This window comes from Vibrio sp. 10N.286.48.C11 (assembly GCF_041469805.1).
GTDB lineage: Bacteria > Pseudomonadota > Gammaproteobacteria > Enterobacterales > Vibrionaceae > Vibrio > Vibrio crassostreae_C.
The window spans coordinates 13953-37305 of the sequence record NZ_JBFRLK010000046.1 but is presented as its reverse complement, the minus strand read 5'-3'; the positions used below and the strand labels follow the sequence as shown (position 1 = coordinate 37305).

Annotated in this window: 21 protein-coding genes and 3 pseudogenes; 13 read left to right on the top strand and 11 right to left on the bottom strand. The window is 44.1% G+C overall.

Going from position 1 to position 23353, the window contains the following annotated elements; genetic code table 11:
- The first annotated feature begins 84 nt into the window (after nt 1-84).
- Together AB4209_RS12680 and AB4209_RS12675 are read left to right on the top strand one after the other, a co-directional pair.
- Nucleotides 85-1347: a hydroxymethylglutaryl-CoA reductase gene (locus tag AB4209_RS12680; RefSeq protein WP_372056112.1), complete on the top strand. Its 1263-nt coding sequence runs from the start codon at nt 85-87 to the stop codon at nt 1345-1347.
- A 75-nt stretch (nt 1348-1422) separates the two neighbouring features.
- Entirely contained in the window at nt 1423-2334 is a 912-nt protein-coding gene (locus AB4209_RS12675) for a LysR family transcriptional regulator (RefSeq protein ID WP_372056110.1), read from the top strand.
- 59 nt (nt 2335-2393) lie between these two features.
- On the opposite strand, the gene AB4209_RS12670 is transcribed toward AB4209_RS12675, so the two are convergent.
- The 3 genes from AB4209_RS12670 to AB4209_RS12660 form a co-directional block, all read right to left on the bottom strand.
- Nucleotides 2394-3308 (bottom strand): YjjW family glycine radical enzyme activase, encoded by a 915-nt coding sequence (locus AB4209_RS12670; protein WP_372056108.1) that lies wholly within the window; start codon nt 3306-3308, stop codon nt 2394-2396.
- A gap of 37 nt (nt 3309-3345) precedes the next feature.
- The gene (locus AB4209_RS12665; protein WP_372056106.1) at nt 3346-4908 is read right to left on the bottom strand and encodes a YjjI family glycine radical enzyme; all 1563 of its coding nucleotides are present in this window, start codon (nt 4906-4908) and stop codon (nt 3346-3348) included.
- A gap of 314 nt (nt 4909-5222) precedes the next feature.
- Nucleotides 5223-5822, bottom strand: coding sequence for a class I SAM-dependent methyltransferase (locus AB4209_RS12660; RefSeq protein WP_076650618.1), 600 nt, complete (start codon nt 5820-5822; stop codon nt 5223-5225).
- Between the two features lie 161 nt (nt 5823-5983).
- Here AB4209_RS12660 and AB4209_RS12655 point away from each other — a divergent pair, with 161 nt between their 5' ends.
- Nucleotides 5984-6862, top strand: a complete 879-nt coding sequence (locus AB4209_RS12655; protein WP_076650620.1) for a LysR family transcriptional regulator — start codon at nt 5984-5986, stop codon at nt 6860-6862.
- Between the two features lie 10 nt (nt 6863-6872).
- On the opposite strand, the gene AB4209_RS12650 is transcribed toward AB4209_RS12655, so the two are convergent.
- Nucleotides 6873-7223: a hypothetical protein gene (locus tag AB4209_RS12650; protein WP_052880051.1), complete on the bottom strand. Its 351-nt coding sequence runs from the start codon at nt 7221-7223 to the stop codon at nt 6873-6875.
- 282 nt (nt 7224-7505) lie between these two features.
- Between AB4209_RS12650 and AB4209_RS12645 the strand changes: the two genes are divergently transcribed.
- Nucleotides 7506-8402, top strand: a complete 897-nt coding sequence (locus tag AB4209_RS12645; protein ID WP_372056104.1) for a cation diffusion facilitator family transporter — start codon at nt 7506-7508, stop codon at nt 8400-8402.
- Nucleotides 8403-8431: 29 nt separating this feature from the next.
- On the opposite strand, the gene yddG is transcribed toward AB4209_RS12645, so the two are convergent.
- The gene (gene yddG, locus AB4209_RS12640; protein ID WP_372056102.1) at nt 8432-9361 is read right to left on the bottom strand and encodes an aromatic amino acid DMT transporter YddG; all 930 of its coding nucleotides are present in this window, start codon (nt 9359-9361) and stop codon (nt 8432-8434) included.
- 190 nt (nt 9362-9551) lie between these two features.
- A complete protein-coding gene (gene yjjG, locus AB4209_RS12635; protein ID WP_372056100.1) occupies nt 9552-10226 on the bottom strand; it encodes a pyrimidine 5'-nucleotidase in 675 nt (224 codons plus the stop codon).
- 213 nt (nt 10227-10439) lie between these two features.
- Between yjjG and AB4209_RS12630 the strand changes: the two genes are divergently transcribed.
- From AB4209_RS12630 to AB4209_RS12620, 3 genes are all read left to right on the top strand, one after another.
- A complete protein-coding gene (locus tag AB4209_RS12630) occupies nt 10440-10607 on the top strand; it encodes a hypothetical protein (protein WP_372056098.1) in 168 nt (55 codons plus the stop codon).
- Nucleotides 10608-10843: 236 nt separating this feature from the next.
- Entirely contained in the window at nt 10844-11992 is a 1149-nt protein-coding gene (gene yiaY / locus AB4209_RS12625; RefSeq protein ID WP_372056096.1) for an L-threonine dehydrogenase, read from the top strand.
- A gap of 244 nt (nt 11993-12236) precedes the next feature.
- Nucleotides 12237-13160, top strand: a complete 924-nt coding sequence (locus AB4209_RS12620; RefSeq protein WP_372056094.1) for a hypothetical protein — start codon at nt 12237-12239, stop codon at nt 13158-13160.
- A gap of 166 nt (nt 13161-13326) precedes the next feature.
- On the opposite strand, the gene AB4209_RS12615 is transcribed toward AB4209_RS12620, so the two are convergent.
- Nucleotides 13327-13761, bottom strand: coding sequence for a YccF domain-containing protein (locus AB4209_RS12615; protein WP_004730224.1), 435 nt, complete (start codon nt 13759-13761; stop codon nt 13327-13329).
- Nucleotides 13762-14008: 247 nt separating this feature from the next.
- On the opposite strand from AB4209_RS12615, the gene AB4209_RS12610 reads away from it, so the two are divergent.
- Complete coding sequence (locus AB4209_RS12610; protein WP_008218887.1) at nt 14009-14134, top strand: hypothetical protein; 126 nt, start codon at nt 14009-14011, stop codon at nt 14132-14134.
- A gap of 96 nt (nt 14135-14230) precedes the next feature.
- On the opposite strand, the gene AB4209_RS12605 is transcribed toward AB4209_RS12610, so the two are convergent.
- Nucleotides 14231-15307: a low specificity L-threonine aldolase gene (locus AB4209_RS12605; protein ID WP_372056141.1), complete on the bottom strand. Its 1077-nt coding sequence runs from the start codon at nt 15305-15307 to the stop codon at nt 14231-14233.
- A 303-nt stretch (nt 15308-15610) separates the two neighbouring features.
- Here AB4209_RS12605 and AB4209_RS12600 point away from each other — a divergent pair, with 303 nt between their 5' ends.
- The 4 genes and pseudogenes from AB4209_RS12600 to AB4209_RS12585 form a co-directional block, all read left to right on the top strand.
- The gene (locus AB4209_RS12600) at nt 15611-16228 is read left to right on the top strand and encodes an NAD(P)H-dependent oxidoreductase (RefSeq protein ID WP_372056092.1); all 618 of its coding nucleotides are present in this window, start codon (nt 15611-15613) and stop codon (nt 16226-16228) included.
- A complete protein-coding gene (locus AB4209_RS12595) occupies nt 16228-18153 on the top strand; it encodes a monovalent cation:proton antiporter-2 (CPA2) family protein (protein ID WP_372056090.1) in 1926 nt (641 codons plus the stop codon). Before AB4209_RS12600 ends, AB4209_RS12595 begins: the two co-directional genes overlap by 1 nt.
- 514 nt (nt 18154-18667) lie before the next feature.
- On the top strand, nt 18668-19891 hold the full coding sequence (locus AB4209_RS12590) for a DUF819 domain-containing protein (RefSeq protein WP_372056088.1): 1224 nt from the start codon (nt 18668-18670) through the stop codon (nt 19889-19891).
- 372 nt (nt 19892-20263) lie between these two features.
- Nucleotides 20264-20662: pseudogene (locus AB4209_RS12585) on the top strand (IS5 family transposase); the annotation flags it as partial.
- A gap of 55 nt (nt 20663-20717) precedes the next feature.
- Here the strand turns inward: AB4209_RS12585 and AB4209_RS12580 are convergent.
- Nucleotides 20718-21626 carry an IS5 family transposase gene (locus AB4209_RS12580; protein WP_372056086.1) on the bottom strand — a complete coding sequence of 303 codons (909 nt, stop codon included), beginning with the start codon at nt 21624-21626 and terminating at the stop codon, nt 20718-20720.
- A gap of 77 nt (nt 21627-21703) precedes the next feature.
- Between AB4209_RS12580 and AB4209_RS12575 the strand changes: the two are divergent.
- Nucleotides 21704-21907: pseudogene (locus AB4209_RS12575) on the top strand (transposase); the annotation flags it as partial.
- A 180-nt stretch (nt 21908-22087) separates the two neighbouring features.
- Here AB4209_RS12575 and AB4209_RS12570 read toward each other — a convergent pair.
- Nucleotides 22088-22796 (bottom strand): annotated as a pseudogene (locus AB4209_RS12570) (ATPase); the annotation flags it as partial.
- The gene (locus tag AB4209_RS12565; RefSeq protein WP_372056139.1) at nt 22766-23182 is read right to left on the bottom strand and encodes an IS66 family transposase; all 417 of its coding nucleotides are present in this window, start codon (nt 23180-23182) and stop codon (nt 22766-22768) included. The gene AB4209_RS12565 and the pseudogene AB4209_RS12570, both read right to left, overlap by 31 nt.
- Nucleotides 23183-23353 lie beyond the last annotated feature (171 nt).

Sequence of the window (23353 nt, the reverse complement as noted above, 5' to 3'; positions counted from 1 at the left end):
TATATCAGGCGCTTGTTTCTGGTTTATTACTCGGTAGAATCAGCGCAAACCAATTTGCTGCACAAACTTTACTTCATACTATTTATGCCAAAACTAAATCTGCATCGCCGTGACTATGTTTCTATTTTAGGAGGCGACATCTCCGCAGACGAATTAGAAAAAAAGCTTCAGCCTCATTTTGCAAAGCCACTCAATAAGCTGACACCTAGCCCCTACCTGACAGAAAAGAATCTCACACGTCGTTGGACTGCGCTCGATAATGCAGAATCGCAAACAGAGCTCCTCGATCCTCATACAGAAAGTCAGATGCAAGCCTATGAGAAAAACATCGAACACTTCATTGGTACGGTTAAGGTTCCTGTCGGTATCTCTGGCCCTTTAAGAGTCAATGGCCTGTTTGCTGAGGGCGATTACTTGGTACCACTTGCAACCACAGAAGCTGCACTTGTTGCGTCATATAACCGTGGCTCAAAACTGATTACAGCTTGTGGTGGTGCAAGTGCGATGTTGCTCAATGAAGGTGTGACGCGTACTCCTGGTTTCGCATTTCAAGGCTTGGTAGAAGCTGGGCAGTTTGTGGCTTGGGCTGTGACTCAATATGACCAATTTAAACGATTGGCAGAATCAACAACATCACACGGCAAACTTACCGACATCAATATCAACATCGAAGGCAACCATGTTTACTTGGTGTTTGAATTTCTAACCGGAGATGCTTCTGGTCAGAATATGGTGACCATCGCCACCAATGCTGTATTTGAGTACATCATTGAAAACACGCCGGTTAAGCCAGACCATGCTTTCCTTGATGGCAACTTATCAGGCGATAAGAAGGCGAATACCCAAACCTTACGCAGTGTTCGTGGTAAAAAGGTAACCGCTGAAGTTAATATCCCAGCAGAACTTGTTGCTAAGTATCTACACACCACGCCTGAGAAGATGGTTCAATTTGGTCAAATGACTACTGTGGGCGGCGCTCTGAGCGGCACGATTGGCATCAATGCCCATTATGCGAATGCTCTGGCGGCACTCTACATCGCTTGCGGACAAGATGCAGCGTGTGTTGCTGAATCAGCGATTGGTATGACGCGTATGGAGCTCAACAAAGAAGGCGGACTATACGCTAGCGTGACACTGCCTAACTTAATGGTGGGAACTGTTGGCGGCGGTACAGGTTTACCGAGTCAAAAAGCCTGTTTAGATTTACTTGGGCTACATGGCAACGGCAAATCACAAGCCCTTGCAGAAGTCTGTGCTGCACTGTGTTTGGCGGGTGAACTATCGATTGTGGGCGCATTTTGCGCTGGCCACTTTTCACGAGCTCACCATAAGTTAGCTCGTAAATAACCTTTATCCTATTTGGCTTGTTCGGTTCTGCCATTGATGCAAAGCCACAAGCCAATCTGAATGCGTGAGTCATAAATGGATTACTTACACTTATCTAGGGTGAGCCTTAAGCACCTCACTGCGCTTCATATTATGCTGAACACCCACAGCGTCACTCAAACCTCCGAACAGCTCTTTGTCAGCCCTTCGAGTGTGAGCAAAACCTTATCTCAATTACGTGACATTCTTAACGATGAGCTATTCTATCGAGATGGCACCAAGCTTATCCCTACTCCCTTTGCTCTGAAGATAGCTCCGACGGTTCACGCGATTCTTTCAAGCATGAACGGTCTGCTGCATCAGAAGAGTTTTACCCCTCAAGAATACCAAGGCAGTTTTTCGCTATCGATGCGTGAAAGCACCTTTGAGGTGTTCGCGTCGAAGATAAGCAAAATCACGACTGAACTCGCACCAAAAGCGAAGCTGAACATCTATTCGAAACAACAGCTCGGCTTCGATGCTTTGCTTAGCGGCAAGGTGAACTTAATTTTGTTACCTCATGATATTTCTCAACCGCCAACCGAGAATAAAGAGTTAGTTTGGCAAACGATTCTGCCCGACGAGATGGTTTGCTTGATGGGTGTACACCATCCTCTTGCTCAACAAGAGCTGACGGTGGAAGGTTACTTAGATTATAAGCACATTGGGATTTTAGATAACGAGCTGTCGCAACCTTACTTCGAGCAAAACTTAGTTCAATGCCACCAGCCGAGAGAGATGGCGATATCAGTAGCAGACTTTGGTGCTGCAGCCGTGCTTTGTCATCACACACCTTTCTTGTTCACCTGTTCAAAGCAATGGGCTGAGCATGCTAAACAAGCTCAGGGTTTAGTGAGTAAGCCCTTGCCTTTTGATTACGGTAAAGTGGCGTATAGCTTGGTGTGGAACAAGCCCAACATGAACGACCAAGCGATCAAGTGGTTATGTGACTTGTTCTTAGAGGCTTAATATTTTTAGAAGCTTAACGTTCTTAGAAACCTGATCTCGCGACTTAAACAACTTAGAGGCTAGGTATAAACCTCTGGCGTTTGCATTGGTCTTTGAACTATTGTGTAGAGCTTATCGTGAAAGCTCTGCATCAGTTGTTCGGTGCATTTAGGCCAATCTAACGCTTTGCCAATCACACCATGATGTTGAAAAGCATTCAGTCGAATCTGAACATCACTTGGCAATCCTTTTAAGTAATATCCAACTTGTTCAATTTCGTCCTCAAGATCGCTTTTATTTGGAATATGCAGCAGCCTAACTTCGTGTAGCTTCCCTTTATCTGCAAGGTAATTGATAGTCTCAAACACTCGATGATTGCCTCTGCCGACCAACCATTGGTGTGTTTCTGATTGCCAAGATTTTAGGTCAATCATCGCACCATCAAGATAAGGTAATACCTTCTCCCAGCCTTGTTTTGACAACGAACCATTACTATCAATAAAGCATGTGAGATGCGCGAGTTGAGCATCGCTTTTAATCGCTTCAAACAGTTCAATAATAAACGGCAGTTGAATGGTCGCTTCACCGCCCGAAACGGTAACCCCACTCAGAAAGAACTGGTTATATCTCACAAGCTCTAGCACTTCTGAAACCGTCATCGTGGTGATTTTCGGACTCGATTTATGACCACAAACATCAATACACTGGTCACAATTGGTGCAAGCCACCGGATCCCATATCACTTTGCCACCAACAGCACTCAACGCACCACTTGGACAACCACTAACGCAGTCTCCACAATGGTTACAGTGGTTGATTGTGTGTGGGTTATGACAAGTTATACAGTCAAAGTTGCAGCCCTGAAGAAACAGCACCAAGCGGTTTCCCGGGCCATCAACACAAGAAAAGGTCAGCACACGGCTGACCTTCGCTTGTTTTTCTGTCTTATTATTTTTAACCCTAGCCATTTGAGTCGTTAGATCAGAAATTTTCATAATTCACATTGTTCGTATTCGAAACACACAACACACGTTAAAGATATTCGTACGTCGGCGACATCTCTAAGCTCGCCACGCGCGGTTTACGCTCTAATATGCCCGTGTTCTTCGCAGCTTCAGCTCCCAAGAAAGTCGTATTGGTACGCGAACCTTCCTCGTCATATTTAGCAATGTCCGACAGCTTAATCATGTAACCCGTTACACGAACCAAATCGTTTGATGCCACGTTAGCCGTAAACTCACGGTAACCCGCTTGAATCGCCCCTTTACACAAGTTGAACATCGCTTCAGGGTTTGATTTAACTGTTTCGTCAATGGTCAAGATGTCGCTGATGCCTGAGGTATAGAACTTATGGTGACCCGCAGTCGCACGAACGTAAGACACAGGGTCCGGCTCCGTACCGTAAGGAATACGTACACCTGGAGTCACATCTTCATCTAAACTAATGCCGCCTTGAGCATGCAACAGAGCTTTACCTTCCAGCCCATACTCCACTTCAGAATTTTCAACGATCTCAGCCAGCTTTTCAGAAATACGGTGACCAAGTTGATTAGCCTGTTCATCGTGGCCATAGCGCCCTGCTTTGCCCTCTTTCTCCATCAAGATGTTGACCGCTTCTGCCATGCCATAAATGCCAAACATTGGTGCGAAGCGATCTTCTTCAATCAGACCTTCTTTGGTCAGGAAGCCCTCGAAAAAGTTAGACTCTTCATGCAAAAAACGGCTACGCGCGTTCATCAATTCAACCATGATGCCACTGTAGTTCGGCAATACTTGTTGTAAGAAATCGACACTGTCCTCAGACTTCAACGCCACTTGTTTCAGGTTCATACGCACTAACGTGTTTGAACCACCGGCTAAAGGCAGAGAGTTATAGCAACTCACGATACCAAATCGCTTATCACCATAAGCAGCAGCGTGGGCTGGGTAGTTCGCGATATGTGGTTTACTGCACTCGCAGATGTTGCTCGCCGCATGACGAAGTAGATCATCAGGAGTCACAGCTGGGTCGTACATAAAAGTAAGGTTTGGCGCAATCTGTTTCAATTCAGCATCGACACGCAAAATAGTGCGACAGATGATGTTGTCTGTCGGGCCGATATTCACATGCATAAACGCATCTGGCAGCGTGCGATCCAACATAATCCAGAACAGTTTAATTTTTTGGTAAACCAGCTCTTCCGATAAGTCGCCAACGAATGGCATCAACACATCATCTAGCTGACCAAGGTAAACCGGGATTGAAGTTACAGAAGGCACGTGATGGTAAAGGATGGTAAGCATATTCAATGCTTCATCGAAATTAGTTGCCGCGCTAAGCTCTAAATACTCTGAGCCTTGATGTAAGTATTTAGAATAATCTGGAAGTACATAGCGCGGCTTAAATGGTGCCTGCCCTTCAAACATGTCACACAGAACGCCTTGCTGTAAGGCTTGCTCTACTTCATTGCTTACCGGGATATACGGTAGGCTTGCTTCAGCTTCTAAGGCAAGATAGCTCGACTTCAGTTTTGGTGACAGGTTGGTATCTGAAATGATATTGCTAAAGCGTTGTTGTTGCTCTGAAAGTTGTGGAGAAGCAGATTGGTGGCTCATGTTTAAACCCTTAATATTGTTATGGGCTTATTTTATATCTCAGAGCTAAATTTCCACTAATGAAATCTATTCAAGACTACATTTCCAAAATGGAAATAACGAATCTATAACTAGCGGTGTTGAGCTTTTCTATGAGCGAGATGGGAAGTAGAAAAACCAGAGTTAATAATGAAGAAATGAGAAAGCGCTAACTCGTTCTGTTTAAAACAGTAGTGCGCAAAAGAGAAAACCCACATAACTGACCGTAACGTCGTTAATGTGGGTTTAGTATTTTAAATGAGCATTCTGAATGCTAACTCAAGGCATACACACGATTACAGGTCAGGAAGCGCTTGTTTACGTCCAACACCCATTAGTACCTTTAACTCTCCTTGCGGAGTGTCAATCGAGAACGGTGTGGAGACTTCAACCACTGCAAAGCCCGCCGCACTCAAAACGTTTTCTGAACGCTGTTGGCTCACTCCGTAGTCTTGGCTGTCACTTTCTAAATGCCAATCCCAGTGCACAAACGTGCCATCGTTTTCAAGCAGCGTGTAAATCAGACTGACTGTGTCTTGTAGGTTCGGGATAAAACCACACACCGAAGAAGCTACCACGAGGTCAAACTGGTTTCTGAATGCTGGATGCTGCGCCGCAAGTCCGCGCGATAAAATATCAACTACCGGTTCAACATTAGGTAACTCTTTCTTATCTAACTCTTCAATCATCCCTTCAGAGATATCAAGTGCGATGATCTCTTTTGCTAAAGGAGATATTTTCTGGCTGAGTAGTCCTGTACCACACCCAAAATCAAGGACACGGGTTCCGTTTAAATCAACGAGCTGTGTTAACTGGTCAAATACGGACTGTGCGAATACTGCGGTCGCGGGATCTTTATCCCAATCAACGGCGTACTCGTCCCATTGTTTCGCCATCATGGCCTCCATCTTTACTTCTTGTAGGTTCGGAACTTCCCCAGAGTAAACCAAATTAGTCAATTCGTCATAGAGTTATCATGCAAAGATGGACTATTTCTAAGATAGTCAGCACAATATTCAGATAATATGCACCAACCTCCGCTCAATATGGAAATGAAATGAACCTTTCTCAAGTCCAAGCCTTTTGTTCCGTTGCTGATTTAGGATCAGTTTCTGAAGCTGCACGCCAGTTAGAATGCAACCGAACCAAACTCAGCATGTCGATTAAAGCCTTGGAAAAAGAGTTAGATGTCGAGCTGTTCGTGCGCAGCGGAAACCACGTTGAACTTTCTGAAGCAGGCAAAGCGATTTATAAAGACTGCGAAGGTATGTTGGTGACAGCAGCGCGTATTAAACAAACCTGCTTACATGTTTCAGGCGAATTCAACGCGGAAATTTGGATTGCACGAGACGACTCCCTACCCGATGAAATGTGGCAGGACTTATCTCATGCGTTAAACAACAAGTACCCTTCTACCTCATTCAACTTCGTTCTCGCGTCGAGCGGCGATTTAGCTAACCTAGTTGAAACTCAGCAAGTCGACTTCGCATTTGGTGTCGATTACGAACGTGTCGATGACCCAAGAATAATCTACAACCCGCTTGGTAAGATTCGAATGATGTCTGTATGCAAAAAAGGACATGATTTGAGCGTGATGCGCCGAGTGTCTGATGAAGTACTGAGAAATTCGATGCAAGCGACCATGGTTTATCTTAATGAAAAAGATAACCCTGAACTTGAACCCTTCTCGCGCCGTTACATCGGCTTCTCTAGCTTCGACTTTATGTTGGATACGATTTTACGTGAAGAGGCATGGGGCGTAATGCCAGAGCCATTGATTCGCCACTTGTTGCGTGAACAAGAGCTCGCCGTGATCAAACACACCTACGGCTTAACGCAAGAAGATTACTGTATGTTTACCGCAGCGGGCATGGCAGAACACCCAGGAATGAACTGGCTTGCTGATCAGCTCAGCGACTACTTGTTTGATTTCTAATTTTAGCTTGTTAGAAGACCATGACGTGATCCACTAAGTAACGCCCGTCTTCTTCAACCAATACCATTTCAGCCACAAACTCGCCCTTTGCAATGGTGTAGGCTTGCTTCCACACAAAGGCGATAGAGTCTGAGCGTCTAAACAACGCTACTTGTTCACGCTCAGCAAAAAAGCCATTACTGTGCTGATAATGGTGACACACCTTTTCTAAATATTCTGGCGTGACAATGTCTTTCATCCTTTGGGTAAAGTCTCGACAGTGCTGTTCATGATCAACCTTAGTTGAACCGTCCATCAAGTTATCCATGATCGGGTTAGCAATCACCCACAACTCATTATCACTAATATCATCAAACTTCATATTGATTCACTCCTTGTCCATCGCAACCAAATCTAAAAGACCAATAAGACCTCAGCGACTAATGTGTTTTAGTAATCATAAACGATCCTATTTCAGTTGCACATCATCCCCAAAAAACACTCAACGTCAACTTTATTGACACCAAGATTTCAACCTAAACAACTGAATTTTATTGATTTATATGTATTACTCAAATAGTACATATAAAAGTTATCAGATAAAGTTTGTAAAGCTAGCTCAATATTAGAACAATGAAGTTATCAAAAACATCTGGAAAATATTATGTGTGACAGGAAAAGCCAAAACGAAAATCGAGTACTATTGTTCTCAGCCCTTTTAGCATCAGGCTTCGCAATTGGCGGATTGGTGTTGGGTCTTCTCGTTGGCTCTCTGGTCATAGTATTTGACGGTGTCTACTCTCTTATCAGCTTACTGTTAACTTTATTGTCACTAGCTGCCTCAAAATACATTAATCGCCCTTCAGACAGAGAATTCCCGTTCGGTCGAGCGATCATCGAGCCGATTGTTATTGCCATTAAGGCTGTTGTGATTCTGCTTGTAGTTAGTTATTCACTGTACTCTGCGATTGGTGCCCTAATGACGGGTGGTCGCGAAGTTGATGCTTCTATTGCAACTCTGTTTGGTATTTTCAACGTGTTGGGTTGTGGTTACGCTTGGTGGTACATCGCGAATAAGAGCAAACGTATTTCTTCGGGTCTGATTCAGGCAGAATCTAAGCAGTGGCAGATGGACACGCTGTTGAGTGTCGCGGTAACAGCAGGTTTCGTAGCAGCTTGGTTAATGACTTTTTCTCCGCTTGCAGAATATGCGGTATATGCCGACCCAATGATGATGTTGCTCATGTCTTTCTACTTCATCAAAGTGCCTTTCGACATGTTACGTGAAGCCATGCGTGAGCTGCTTATGATGTCAGCGACCAAAGATATTTGTGATGCAGTAGATAAGAACGTTGTCGCGGTAGACAAAGAAGCGGAGCAAGATTTGGAACTAATGGGTGTGACGAAGGTTGGCCCAGAATTACGAATCAACGTTGATATTCATACCAACGATCAAGAAGCGATTGCACTCGATGATATTGAACGTACGCGCCGCCAACTTAAGCGACGCCTATCTAAGATGCCATATGAACTTCAACTGAACCTCAATATTGCGAGCTAACCCCTCACAAAAATTGGCAGAAAAACCAATTACGACTCAGATTGAACCTTTTTAGAAGCCGACGCATTTGCTGTCGGCTTTTCTCTTGTTACCCACCAGCAAGCCAGTGAGCCAACGGTTACCATACATACGCCTTGCCAAAACGTTATAGTCAACGACAAGCCTAAAATCACCGAAGAGAGTAACGTAGCGAAGATTGGCGTAAAGTACGACATAGTTGCCAAGAACACCATGTTGCCACCGAGAATCGCCGTGTTCCAAAGTGCATAGCCTGCGCCCATACAAGCGCCAGCTAACGCTAAGTCAATCGCCGCACTTGTTGTCATTACCATGCCAGTTTCATCACTCAATGCGTACTTGATCCACAGAGTGATCGCCGTTGCGATAAAGAACAGCACAATCGCATTCTGGCCTTTAGCGACGCGCTGGGTGTAGTTGCAGTAAACCGCCCAAATAATCGCACCGAAAAACGCCATAGAATAGGTTTTAGGGTTGGTCGCAATGTTGGCAGCAATTTGTTCAACAGACAGACCTTGGTCACCGCTGATACTCCAAGCCACACCAAAGAATGCCAAAAAGATACTTGGATAAACCAACCAATTAATCTTCTTATCACTCAGCAGCACCGCAAACAACACTGTTAATGCTGGCCATAGGTAATTGATTACGGCCATCTCTATCGCTTGATGTCGGCTATTTGCCATTCCTAACGCCAAAGCCAAGAAAATCTCATAACAAACAAATAAGGCGCCGCCTATCAGTAAGTAAGATTTAGAGAAGCGTGACAATTTCGGCAGCCCCATAACGCAGACCAACAACAGCGAACTCACCGTATAAAGACTGGCAGAGCCACCAATTGGACCTAGCTGTTCTGAAACACTGCGAGACAGAGCAATCAAGCAGCTCCACAGTAAAATGGCGACAATACCGTAGCAGCTATAACGATGAGATTTCAGCACGCCTCTTCCTTTATCTGTTTCTGGTCATCACTCTATAAGCTAAACCAAATTTAAAATATTTGGCCGAGTACATTTTCGTACTCGGCCATCAGTTATTAATTTACGAAAATTTAAGCGACTTCCAAATATTGAGCAATTTACGAAACAAACTATTTGTTGTTGCGTATTCGTTGGTGGCAGTCGTTATTGCCTAAGCCAATAGAAGCGCTTGTAAGTCAGCCAGTGACTTAACTTGATAATGAGGGTTGATACCCGCAGGCGTTGCCTGTTCTTGGCTGTTTAACCAACAAGTTTCGATACCAAAATCGAGTCCACCGAGAATATCTGAATGCGGGTTATCTCCAACCATCAACACTCTTTGCTTAGATGGAAACCCAACCAACTTATGTGCATATTCAAAAATCTGAGCGTCCGGTTTAGCTACCCCAACCTCTTCAGAAATAATCACGTGATCAAAGTAACCCGTCATTCCTGTGCGCTCTAAACGGATTGACTGCAACTCTGTGAAACCGTTAGTGATGATGCCCATATTCACTTTGCCTTTTAAAGACTCCATCAACTCTTGTGCACCCGGTAATAATGAACAGATATCTGCCATCGCTGTTAAAAATGCACTGTTCAAAGCAGCCGTTGTTGTCTCTAGTTTCTCAGCCCAACTTTCGAAGCGGGTGTGTTTCAGTTGGTCAGCGGTAATACGACCATCTTGGTAATCAACCCAAAGTGGCAAGTTAACCTTTTGGTAAGCCGAATAATCTTGCTCGCTGAAATCTACTCCAAAACGAGAAAACATCAGCTTCATTCCTTGATAAGCATCAAAATGGAACAAGGTTTCATCTGCATCAAAGAATATCCAATCGTACTTCATTATCTGTCCTATTATTCGCGCTATCTAGCCGTGTTATTTTTGTTCTTTCTTAGCCTCAAAGGCTAAGTGTGCATTCTACTACCATTTTTGTGAGCCTGAATATAGTTCTAAAAATTTATAGAAAACAAGCAACAAGTAATGATGTATCGCAAATTTTGCCACATATTAAACCAATACCATACAAGAAACACACCTACTGTACCGGGAGGTACTATGAAGCACTTCTTACCCTCTTCCGTCATGCTTACCCCGTTTCTTGTCAAATATTATGATGAAGAACCACAAGCTTCTTCTGACGAATATGAAGAAGAGGAATCACCTACCATCGACTCAGAAAACAAATCGAAAAAAATAACAAATGAATGCATAGCCAGTGAGTAATACCATAATTTTATCTTTATTGTGATATATAGGACTAAAATCAATCGGCTCTTTAAGATCTATAAATGACAAAGATCACATCAAAAAACTATAAAAACGATTGCTATATGCGCCCTATCACACCTCATAGCCACAAAGTGGTACCTTGGGACCACTTTTGATTCAGATCAATGGTCGACCAGTTATTTGCCGACACCATATAGGAAATTAAAAATCATAATTAATGGAGTTTTCCAATGTCTAGTGCTTTTTACATCCCTACAATTAACTTCATGGGAACAGGCTGCTTAAAGGATGCTGTTGATAGCATTCAGTCTCAAGGCTTTAAAAAAGGTCTTATCGTTACCGACAAAATCCTAAACCAAATCGGTATGGTTAAGCAGGTACAAGATCTTCTAAGTCAACGTGATGTTGACGCTGTCGTCTTCGATGGTACTCAACCAAACCCAACCATCACTAACGTGAACGACGGCCTTGAGCTTCTAACTGACAATGACTGTGACTTTGTTATCTCTCTTGGTGGTGGCTCTCCGCACGACTGTGCAAAAGGTATCGCTCTGGTTGCTTCTAACGGCGGCCAAATTGCAGATTACGAAGGCGTAGACCAATCTGAAAAGCCAATGATGCCGCTTATTGCCATCAACACCACGGCTGGTACAGCTTCTGAAATGACACGTTTCTGCATCATTACGGATGAAGAGCGTCACATTAAGATGGCTATCGTTGATAAGCACACAACACCGCTTATCTCAGTAAACGATCCTGAGTTGATGCTTGCTAAACCAGCATCACTGACTGCAGCAACAGGTATGGACGCGTTAACACACGCGATCGAAGCTTACGTTTCAATTGCAGCAACGCCAATCACTGACGCTGTCGCTATTAAAGCAATCGAGCTTGTGCAAGCACACCTAAGAACGGCAGTCGCACACGGCGAAGACATTGAAGCTCGTGAACAGATGGCTTACGCACAGTTCATGGCAGGTATGGCTTTCAACAACGCTTCTCTGGGTTACGTTCACGCAATGGCGCACCAACTGGGTGGCTTCTACGACCTGCCACACGGTGTATGTAACGCTATCTTGCTTCCACACGTTCAACGCTACAACGCGCAAGTTTGCCCAGAGCGTCTACGTGATGTTGCAAAAGCAATGGGTGTCAATGTTGAAGGTATGACAGCAGAGCAAGGCGCAGAAGCAGCGATCAATGCTATTGTTCAACTAGCAAACGACGTGAACATCCCAACTGGTATCGCGCAGCTTGGTGCCAAACTTGAAGACATCCCGACTCTGTCTGATAACGCACTGAAAGACGCTTGTGGTTTCACTAACCCTAAACAAGCGACTCACGAAGAGATCTCGGCAATCTTCGAAGCGGCAATGTAATCTAGACAACTAGCTTTGTTAACCTTTCACGGTTAAACGTTTCTCTAGAAACCAAGAAATATAGACACAAACGGACTCAACTTCTGAGTCCGTTATCTTTTGTCTGTCTAATCTCTTTCAGATCTTTACCTTCCCCACGCCCCAGAACCGTTAATCAATAGCGACCCATCACGAAAAAGTCGCATTGTTGCGGTCGCTTAGTTATAGTTAACCTATTGATATACAGAATAACAAACAGGTTCCATTGAGTCGTAGGATAGCTAGCACCTCATTATTGGCGTCACTCATTTCATACTCCGTTCAGGCTGAGGAACAAAATGAGTGTCACAGTCAGCCGTTAAAAGATGTCCCTGTTGAAAAGGCCTACCACTTCCTGAACAGTAAGTTTTGCCAACCTGCACTCTGGTTCGACAATTTCTTTGTAGATGACCGTATTACCGAAGATGCCAGAGCGGGTACGTCTGTGCGTTGGTATAACGATTTTATTTATTCTGAAGGCGGCGATGTCGACTACTCCACAAAACTCAAAGCGCGTTTACACCTCCCTTTTGTGAGTAAACGTCTCAAGTTGATCTACGAATCTGTTAGCGATGAAGAGTTTTTGGATTTTTTTCCGAATGATTCTGATGAATTAGAGAGTGCACTAGGCCTGCGTTACGACGCTTACGCCAAAGGCTATAGCAGCTTCAACATTAAAGCGACATTGCGCCCGCGCATCGAAGCTCGCTACCGTTTTACCTACCCACTCACAACCGATACAGTATTCAGGTTTACCCAACGGGTATATCGAGAAAAGAAAGAAACAGGCGAGATCTCTGACATCGATTTTGATCTTTCTTTAAGTGATGATTTCTTAGCTCGATGGTCAAGTTTTGCAGGGTACAACAACGATCTTAAAGGTTGGAATTATGGTACTGGATTAACCTTGTACCATTACCTTGCTCAAGACCAAGCGCTTCAATATAGCGCCACGATTAATGCAACGGATGAGCCTCATAATCATTACGAATACGCTCAGGTTTCGATTACCTACCGACAAAACGTATGGAAAGAGTGGCTGTTTTACGAAGTCATCCCTCGTTATCAATGGGAACGAGAACCCTACGAAAAGCATATCGAAGAAGCCAACATCACCCTTAGGCTTGAAGTGCTTTTCAACAATGTCTAACCCAATAATGTATAGCCCAGTAATATCCAGTTCACCAACATCGAAGTTCAGACAGACCTGGTTAGTATGTTTGAGGCGACTATCGGGAAGGGAGATAACAACAAAGGTACAAAAAAGCACATCCTGCGATGTGCTTATTAAGTTCAATCAGGCTGAGAGTGTAAGCTTAACCTTTGTAATTTCTTACTCGTGCCGCTTCTGCTTCACGCTTATCAACAACCGTCTTACCGATTGGCGCTAGCGAGATAACTGCTAATTTAAGGTGTTGAATAGCAAACGGAATACCTATAATGGTAATGAAACACGCCACTGCTGACATGATGTGACCAATCGCAAGCCAGATTCCCGCAAACAAGAACCAAATAACGTTACCAATCACACCAAGCGGACTCGTACCAATGTCCATTTCATTGGTCAGTTCATCACGCGAAATCGCTTCCTGACCAAATGGAAAGAATGAGAAATTACCCATAACAAAACACGCTCTACCCCATGGAATACCAACGATGGTTAGGAATGCGAGCAGTCCGAAGAACCACCACGCCAACCCCATAAATACACCACCGAATAGAAACCAAATGATGTTTCCTATTGTTTTCATTCTGTATTCTCCAAATCTTTGAATGCTGTTTATTTTATATGCCGAGTGAGGCAATACTTTTTCTAATAGGTTCATTATTGTTGAACCTTTATGAACCGTTTATGAATCACTTACATTTTATGTGATTGATATACACCACGGTTCTCTAAATCCACATAGGGCTAAACCCATTTATTTGATACCATGCACTTAGATTTTTAGTACCCAAAAGCTAAACAGACACGACAACTACTTTAAGGCCGAATTTATGAATAACACTGAGCAACCTAAAAAGAAAATGAAAAACTGGGTGCCAATCGTCTTCTTCGGAGTTCTTAGCACGGTTCCAGTGTTTATGTTCTTAGTCGACGTGTACATCAACCAGTATATGTAACACAGCCTATCGTTACGTCTTCATAAATGGATACCGGACCAATTTCCTGTATCCATTTCCATTAGATCCATTCGTCTGCGATCAACTCTTGCGTAATCAAATAAGCTCTTCGTTTATTAAATCAAGAATGTCGATCAGCTCATGATCAGGCAGATTCAGCAAGTTATCCCCCACATACCATTCAATCTTACATTGGTTTGGCAATTCGCTAATCGCTGGGTTTCCTATCCAAATCTTGTGCTTCTTCGCGATGTTGTCTCGCACAATAATGCCGTCTTCGTAGCTCACTGGTAAGTACAGGTGAAGCATATTGACCTGCGGTTGCTGCGGGTTAACGGTGAACTGAGGGTAATCTTGCAGTATTTGATACACCTGTTTGGTGCGCTCAAATAAAGCAGGCATCAGTTCTAATCGCTCATCAAACTGCATCGCTGCTGAAACCACATAAGGCGTTCGGTGATACACATTACCACCTTGACGCTTCATCCACGCCGATGCTTTCGCTACAAAGGCTTTATCGCCCAGCAGTAATGAACCACCAAGCCCATTAAGACCTTTATACAACGAGACATAGGCGCTATCGAAACCCTCAGCAATTTCACTGTATGGCTTTTGGTAATACGCACCACACTCCCACAAACGCGCACCGTCCATATGAAGGTGAATCGATTGTTCTTTGCAGTATTGCTTTATCGCTTCAAGCTCTTCCCATTCTGGTAATTGGCCGCCAATTTCACGCATCGGCAATTCATATAGAGCGGCTGCTATCTCATCTGGCCACGCCTTTAAATCATCAACACTCCAAGTACGAAATACATTACCGACAGGAAGCACGTTGAAACGATTTTGGAGCTGATACCCTTGGCGTTCATGACGCATGATATGGCTCGACTCATGCATCGCCACCACTGGGTTTCTTTTCTCTTGGCACGCGATTTCTAACGCAGTTGGTTGGTTCATGGTACCGGTAATCACAAACACGGCAGCTTCATAGCCAAGCAGTTCTGCGACCTTGTTTTCAAAGCTTTCGATAAATTCGCCATCACCGTAAATATCATGGCTCACATTATGTGTTTCACACCATTCAGCCATCTGAGCGAATGTTTGTGCGGGTGTCGGTTCTAGGTGACCAGAAAGCAACAAATCACATTGTTGACGCAAGTCCATGCTCATAGTTTTTTCCTTATTCATTATCGTTCTATGTAGGGTTATTGGATTATTTACGTTACCCACCAACGGTGACATAAAATGCCCATATTCGCTTTTACTATTCGTGAATAATTAGTTTTACTCAGTCATCGGCTACTTGCTCCTAAAATACACAAAATAGCTGACGCTCTATATAATTAAACACATAAAAACACTCGTATCTAAATAGAGAAGTATGGGCCAATTCGTTGTTGTTCAACCATTCTTCTATTATTGTATATCTATAATTCCAATAAACTTTATTCGTTAATGAACAAAGAGGGCTATATGTCGAAAAATCGAGTCTTGGTGCTATTCGCCCACCCTTCTCAACATCGTTCTGAAGCAAACAAACCCTTATTTGAACAAGCTAAACGCATTGAAGGCGTTACCTGTGTCGACCTCTATGCCGAGTATCCGACATTCAAAATTAATATCGACCGTGAACAAAAACGCCTGTTAGACCATGACATCATCATTTTTCAATTCCCTTTGTATTGGTACTCAACACCGGCGATTCTAAAAGAGTGGCAAGACCTTGTTCTTGAATATGGCTTTGCCTACGGTACCGATGGCAACGAACTACAAGGCAAGAACTTGTTATGCAGCATCACTGCAGGGGGCAAAAAAGACGCTTACCAAAGTGATGGCTACAACCATTTCACTATTCGCGAACTGCTTCACCCAATTGAACAAACCGCTTCATTGTGTGGGATGACCTACCTCGCGCCCTTTGCGTTATTTGGTTCGCGTACCGCGTTGGAAGAGAACCGCATTCAAGAGCATGTCGATAGCTATAAAGTACTGTTAGAGGCGTTGGTTGCTGGCGAGATCAATATCAAAAAAGCCAGTAAGGCAGAAAAGCTAAACCACTACGTAGAAGAACTGATGGCAGAGGTTAAATAATGACGGGATATTTTCTACAAGCGTTTATCTACTTAGTAGCAGCAGTTATTGCCGTGCCTATTGCCAAAAGACTTGGCCTCGGCTCTGTACTTGGGTACCTCATTGCTGGTGTTGTGATTGGCCCAATTATTGGTCTCGTAGGTGAAGAGACCACAACTATCCAACACTTTGCCGAATTTGGTGTGGTTATGATGCTGTTCTTAGTCGGCCTTGAACTTGAGCCTAAGATGCTTTGGGCAATGAGAAACCGACTAATGGGGCTAGGTGGTCTGCAAGTTGGTGGCACGACCGCGATTGTAATGGGTATTGCCCTATTCTTCGGCCAACCTTGGACGATCGCGTTGACTATCGGTTTGATCTTCGCACTGTCATCAACGGCAATTGTTCTCCAAACGTTTAACGAAAAAGGGCTGTCCAAGACGGAAGGCGGCAAGAACGCTTTCTCGGTGTTACTGTTCCAAGATATTGCCGTCATTCCTATGTTGGCATTCATTCCTCTATTAGCGCTACCAGAATTAATCGAAGCTGCACAAAGCGCGGTCGCTTCAGCTTCTGATCACCACGAAGAGCTTAGTCTTGTTGCTGACCTGCCTGGTTGGGCTTATGGCCTAGTGATCACAGCATCTATCGCGATTGTTGTTGTCGGTGGGCACTTCTTGAGTCGCCCGTTATTCCGCTTTGTTGCGAGCTCAGGCCTGCGTGAAATCTTTACTGCAACCGCACTGATGTTGGTGATTGGTATTGCTGCACTGATGAGCTTGGTCGGGCTATCACCCGCTTTAGGTACCTTCCTTGCAGGTGTGGTACTGGCGAACAGTGAATTCCGCCACGAACTTGAGTCTAATATTGACCCGTTTAAAGGACTGCTGCTTGGCTTGTTCTTTATTACCGTGGGTGCGGGTATCAACTTTGATGTACTGTTCAACGACTTTGGTTTAATCATTGGCCTCACCCTTGGCGTTATGCTTCTTAAAGCCTTGGTGCTATTTACGCTAGCGTTAATCTTCAAAATCAAAAACAGTGACCGTTGGCTATTTACATTGAGCTTGGCGCAAGCCGGTGAGTTTGGATTTGTACTACTGAGCTTCTCGGCTCAAAACCACGTGTTACCTGCTGACATCGTTCAAACGCTGTCGTTGGTTGTGGCACTTTCAATGTTCCTAACACCAGGGTTATTCATTCTATTTGATAAAGTGATTCTTCCTCGTTACGAGCAAAAATCAAACGACCGTGAAGAAGATACCATCGAAGAAAAAGGAACCGTTATCATTGCTGGTATCGGTCGATTCGGTCAGATCGTTAACCGATTGCTGGTATCAAACGATGTTAAAACCGTCGTGCTAGACCATCAAGCTAATCAAGTAGACGTGTTGCGATCTATCAATATTAAATCCTATTTTGGTGATGCGACTCGTCACGATTTATTGCATACCGCCGGAGTCGAAGAGGCCGCAATGCTTGTTGTGGCTATCGACAACCCAGACTCAAGCGTGGAGTTGGTGAAGTATGTAAAACACACCTACCCTAATGTGAAAATCTTGGCTCGCGCATTCGACCGTGGTCATAGTTACCGCTTAAGAGAAGCTGGCGCTGATTTTGTGGAATCAGAAACGTATCACTCAGCACTTGAAATGGGCGCACAAGCCTTACGTTCGTTAGGTCATCACCCATTCTTCGTCGAACAACAAAAATCGACGTATCAGCGTGTTGAGAGCCGTAAGTCTGAAAAACTGTACCAAGCTTGGTCTGAAGCGGAAGAGAACCCGCGCTACGACAACAACTACCGACAAATCTTCATTCACCTTGAAGAAGCAATGAAAGAAGACATGAAGAAAGATCGTTCAGACAAACACTCTCGCTCAGAACGTGGTTGGACACCACCACCGAAAGGCTATGCAGATTGCTTTGAAGAAGATGAATGCTAGGCAATTGTTCTAAACGTATCAAAAAGCGGCTTTTAAGCCGCTTTTCTTTATTTCTCTCTCTACAAAAATCACCTATCACTACCAATCATTACCCCTGATGCAGGTAATCTCACTAATTTATGTGATCTACTTATAATTTTGCATTTCTCTTAACTATGCAAAAACGAGTTCATTTTTTACATTTTTGAAACATTCAAACCCCACATAAACCATGCTATAAAAGCGGATATTTATGCGATCGCTCTATTCTAGAAGCTATCAACGTGTTTTATAGCGACCATTTTCTAAGGGTTGAATTGTATTGCATATATCAAAAACCAACGGACATGCCACCTCAGACCAATTCACCACACCAATAACTTGCGCTGTGAATTCACAAATCACAGCCAACAAAATTAACATAAGCATTTCAAAATGTGTCTATGGTTACAATTTGTAACGAATAGCAGTTGTAGGTATAGTCCTGCACTTCAAAAAGTGAGGCGTTTGCGCTCACCTTAAAGGAGATATAATAATGATCACTAATGATGCCGTAATTATGGGCATGTTAGCTGTTATTCTTGGCGGTGTATTTATCACGGAAAGTAGCCAAAACAGCACACTAAAAAAATTCTACTCGTTCGTTCCGGGTCTATTACTCTGTTACTTCGTTCCTTCGCTATTAAACAGCTTTGGCATCATTGATGCTTCAAACTCGAAGCTATACTTTGTGGCAAGCCGCTACCTACTACCAGGTGCATTAGTTCTTCTGATCATTTCAGCAGATCTTCGTAAAATCTTCGGACTTGGCTCTAAAGCCGTCATCATGTTCTTGACGGGTACTGTCGGTATCATCATTGGTGGTCCGCTGGCTATTCTGATTATCGACCAAGTTAACCCTGACCTTGTATCTGGCGACGTATGGCGCGGCCTAACAACGGTAGCCGGTTCTTGGATTGGTGGTGGCGCGAACCAGGCAGCAATGAAAGAAGTGTTCGAGGTTGACGACCAACTGTTCTCAGCAATGATCACCGTTGACGTTATCTGTGCAAATATCTGGATGGCAGTACTGCTTGTTATGGCAGGCCGCCAGAAGAAGATTGACGCATGGCTGAAAGCAGACACATCATCTATTGATGAGCTAAAAGTGACGGTATCAAAATACCAAGAAGAAAACGCTCGCCCTACCACTACAACCGATCTAATGAAGATTACTGCTATCGCATTTGGTCTAACGGGTTTAGCTCACTACTTCAGTGACATGATTGCACCATGGATCTCAACCAACGCACCAGAGCTTGCAAAATACAGCTTAACATCTGGCTTCTTTTGGTTAATTGTCATGGTGACAACGTTCGCGTTGATCGCTTCGTGCTTCAAATCGACACGTAGCCTTGAGCATAGCGGCGCATCAAAAGTCGGTTCAGCATTCATCTACATTCTTGTCGCAACTATCGGTATGCAAATGGATGTGACAGCTATCCTAGACAACCCTGGTTACTTCTTCATTGGTATCACATGGCTCACCATCCATGCCCTTCTAATGATAGTGATGGCGAAACTGATCCGTGCTCCACTATTCTTTATGGCTGTAGGTAGCCAAGCCAACGTAGGTGGCGCTGCATCGGCTCCTATTGTTGCTGCCGCTTTCCACCCAGCATTGGCACCAGTAGGTATCCTAATGGCGGTACTGGGTTACGCACTCGGTACATACGGCGCTTACATTTGTGGTCTCATCATGCAGGTTGCTGCTGGTTAATACGACTAGCGCCAACAATCTGCTGAATTTTAAATCCGATATTGGTTCGCCAATGTCGGATTTTTTATGCGCGTTATAAAGAGGTAATGAAACAGGAATTAAAACTTTAAGTTCATACTTATATTTAATGATTAGAACTTATTAAACACCTATTTCTACTTCCTTCCTAAACCACACTCGATTAATTATTATATTTCTACTGGCTTTGCATTGTTAACATTCAAAGAAATTTAACATCGGTTAAATTTATACATACATCTGCCATATTGCGCAGCAAGCCGTATGTGTTTAGCGGCTTTGTTGCGTAATTCAATGGAACTAAATTAAGAACCTACGATCTGATCAGTTACGTCCACTCTCTCTCGTAGCCCTATGCCTAAACCTCGTTACAAAACAACCAACTGGAAGCAATACAACCAATCACTCATTAACCGTGGTTCTCTGACCTTCTGGATTGATGAAGAAGCAATAAGTGGGTGGGCGCAAAGCAAACAGAATAAGCGCGGGAGGCCACGTCGGTTCAGTGATTTAGCTATCACGACAGCGCTCATGGTGAAGCGAGATTTTTCTATGCCACTGAGAGCGCTGCAAGGATTTATCGACTCGATATTTAGGTTAGCCCATGTGCCGTTAAGTTGTCCGCATTACACCTGCATCAGTCGTAGAGCCAAGCAAGTTGAGGTCTCATTTAAGACTAAAACGAGAGGAGCGATACAACACCTAGCCATTGATGCAACTGGCCTTAAGGTTTATGGCGAAGGTGAATGGAAAGGGCGTTGTTGATCAAATCGGTTTAAAGACCAACGACGCCATATGTGACTCGCCGTTAGTTTCGAACAGGCATACCTAGTCCTATGACTTTGTTTATAGCTTTGACATTCGCCATGATTTCTCCCACTTGAGCGTTATAACATCTCAAGCTCAATTTACCGCTGGTTAGTCCTTTATATCGAGACATTGCGGTCTCAGATATTGAGCGATAGTGATAACCAGACTCAGATTTCCACTCCGCTATTGTTCCGTTTTTCAGAGCCTCTACAGCTTCATTTCTGGGATGTCCATCCTCCCAAAACGCTGCATTCTTTCGAGGTGGTATCAACGGAGTACTGCCCTTATTTTGCAGGGTCTCATAGCAACTTTTTGTGTCATACGCTCCATCGGCAGATACGGTATCTACCTTTCTACGTAAAGGGTTGAGTAACGTTGGCAGCACTTCGCTATCACCAACATTTACAAGACTGACCTCGGCACTAATGGCTTCATGGGTATCTACATCAACGGCTAAGTGCAACTTGCGCCAAGTTCTACGTTTTTCGGCACCATGTTTCTTCACCTTCCACTCACCCTCGCCAAAGACTTTGAGACCAGTCGAGTCAATGGCTATATGGCGAATAGCTCCTCTGGATTTGTTACGATATTTGACCTGAACTGTCTTCGAGCGTTTGCTGATACACGTGTAGTCTGGGGACGTCAGCGGAACATCCAGTAACTCAAAGATAGAGTCGATAAAACCTTGAAGAGCACGCAATGGTAGTGAGAATATTCCTTTAATCATCAAGGCAGTTTCAATCGCTGTATCAGAGTACTGGAAGCCTCTACCACGCTTACCATGATGGGCTTTGCATCGCCATGCATCTACGGCTGAATCATCTATCCAGAACGTAACCGAACCCCGTTTGCACAAAGCCTTATTGTACTCCGCCCAGTTAGTTATCTTCTTTTCCGCCTTACCCATGTTGTCACCGCTCTAACCATCATAAAGGTTCAGATCGCAGGACTCGAAAAAGGTTCAACTGATTTAGGCAACAACGCCAATGGAAAGTCAAAAAACACGGGACGGATGGCAAGCGCAGAGTCTGGCGAAAGCTTCATATTGCCGTCGATACAAGCACTCATGAAATTATTGCAGCCGAGCTAAGTTTATCGACGGTTACAGATGGAGAAGTACTCCCGAACTTACTGAAACAAACACGCCGAAGTATCCTAGAGGTGTCTGGTGATGGCGCTTACGACACAAGTTTTGTCACACATAGGGGTTTTGTCTGGCTCTGAAAAGGTTTGGGACACAAGCGTGTTAGAAATTTCCGCCTAACACATTGTCATCAGATTAGATTAGCTTGAGGTCTTAACCGTTTACGCAAAAATCTAGTCCGAAACTTCGAAAACAGTATGGCAGCAAGTTTTATCTACAACCTACTAACTAAGCAGCGCTTTATCAAGAGTATCCAAAGCTGAAACTATGGTTTCAACAGTCCCGTATTCAAATTCATCTCTGTCGGCTTCTTCTTGATTCCCCTATTCAAATAAAGCCAATGAAGGTCTTGTCCGCTGACACCTAGCAGAGTTTCGAATGTACTTACAATTTCTACTTTATTAGGAACCTCCGCTTTAGAGCGATTAATTTTAGCCTTCAAATTTTCAGCAAGAGCTCTTAAATCATGTGGTAAATGTGGAGCCCTCTTTGAAACACTAATCAGTCCATCGCTTTTATCACAGTGCCTGCTGTAATGCCCCCATGCTTTCTCGCTTAAATGCTCTAAAGCACATCGAGAGGAAGCCAGAGCATTGCGATATTCTGCACTTTCCAAGTGAGTAATTGCGGCAAGCACATAATTAGGTGGGCAAGTGAAAAACGCTACCTGGATGTGTGATTCCCCACGTTGCGGTAAGAACTCGTATGTTACCGACTCTCTTGCCGCTTCCTTTCCAATATCTTGATGAATGTTTTGAGGAATTCCTCACCATGACAGGCAAAAATGATCTGTTTTTCCTTGAAAAACTCATCCTTGTACAGCGTTTCTCGAATAGCTTTACGGTGCTCGTCATCAATAGCGTTAACTCGATCATCAAAGATGAGAAGTGGACTATCTGTTTTCAGGTTTTTAGCCAGAAGAATTGGTAGACCGCATAACCATCGGTTTGCAGGTAGCCTTCGAAGCCTTCAAGTAAATCAACAGGGACATCGCCACTACGAGAAGGGTCATAGTGGAACAGCACACTTTGTTGGGTGGGCGAACCACCTAACGAGCCCCACATGTACTTATCTGAGGTGGCTGATTTGCCAGGCTCTTTAAGTACTTGGATACGGGTTTCATCCATCGCTAGGATGTCGCCACTGTTTTGGTGCTCTCGTAGCAGATTCACCAGTGGCTGGAACACCTTTTCGGACTTCATGACGTAGTTCGCCAGTGTTGCCCGAGAGAGCTCGCCGCCGCAACGACGGAGCATTTTCTCTATGCGATACAACGGCAGGCCATCAACGTATTTTGAAGTGATGACATGGGCAATCATACTTGTGCTGCCCAGAGAGCCAGGAAGTGGGTGTTTAGGTAGCTCTGCAGCCACCATGGATTGACCGTCGTCATCGTCGAATACTCTTGCATGTACTACAGCACACGAACTTTAGCAGGCACGATATCGAGTTCTTCTTTGACTTTGGCGAAGAAGGTACTTTTTGCGCCA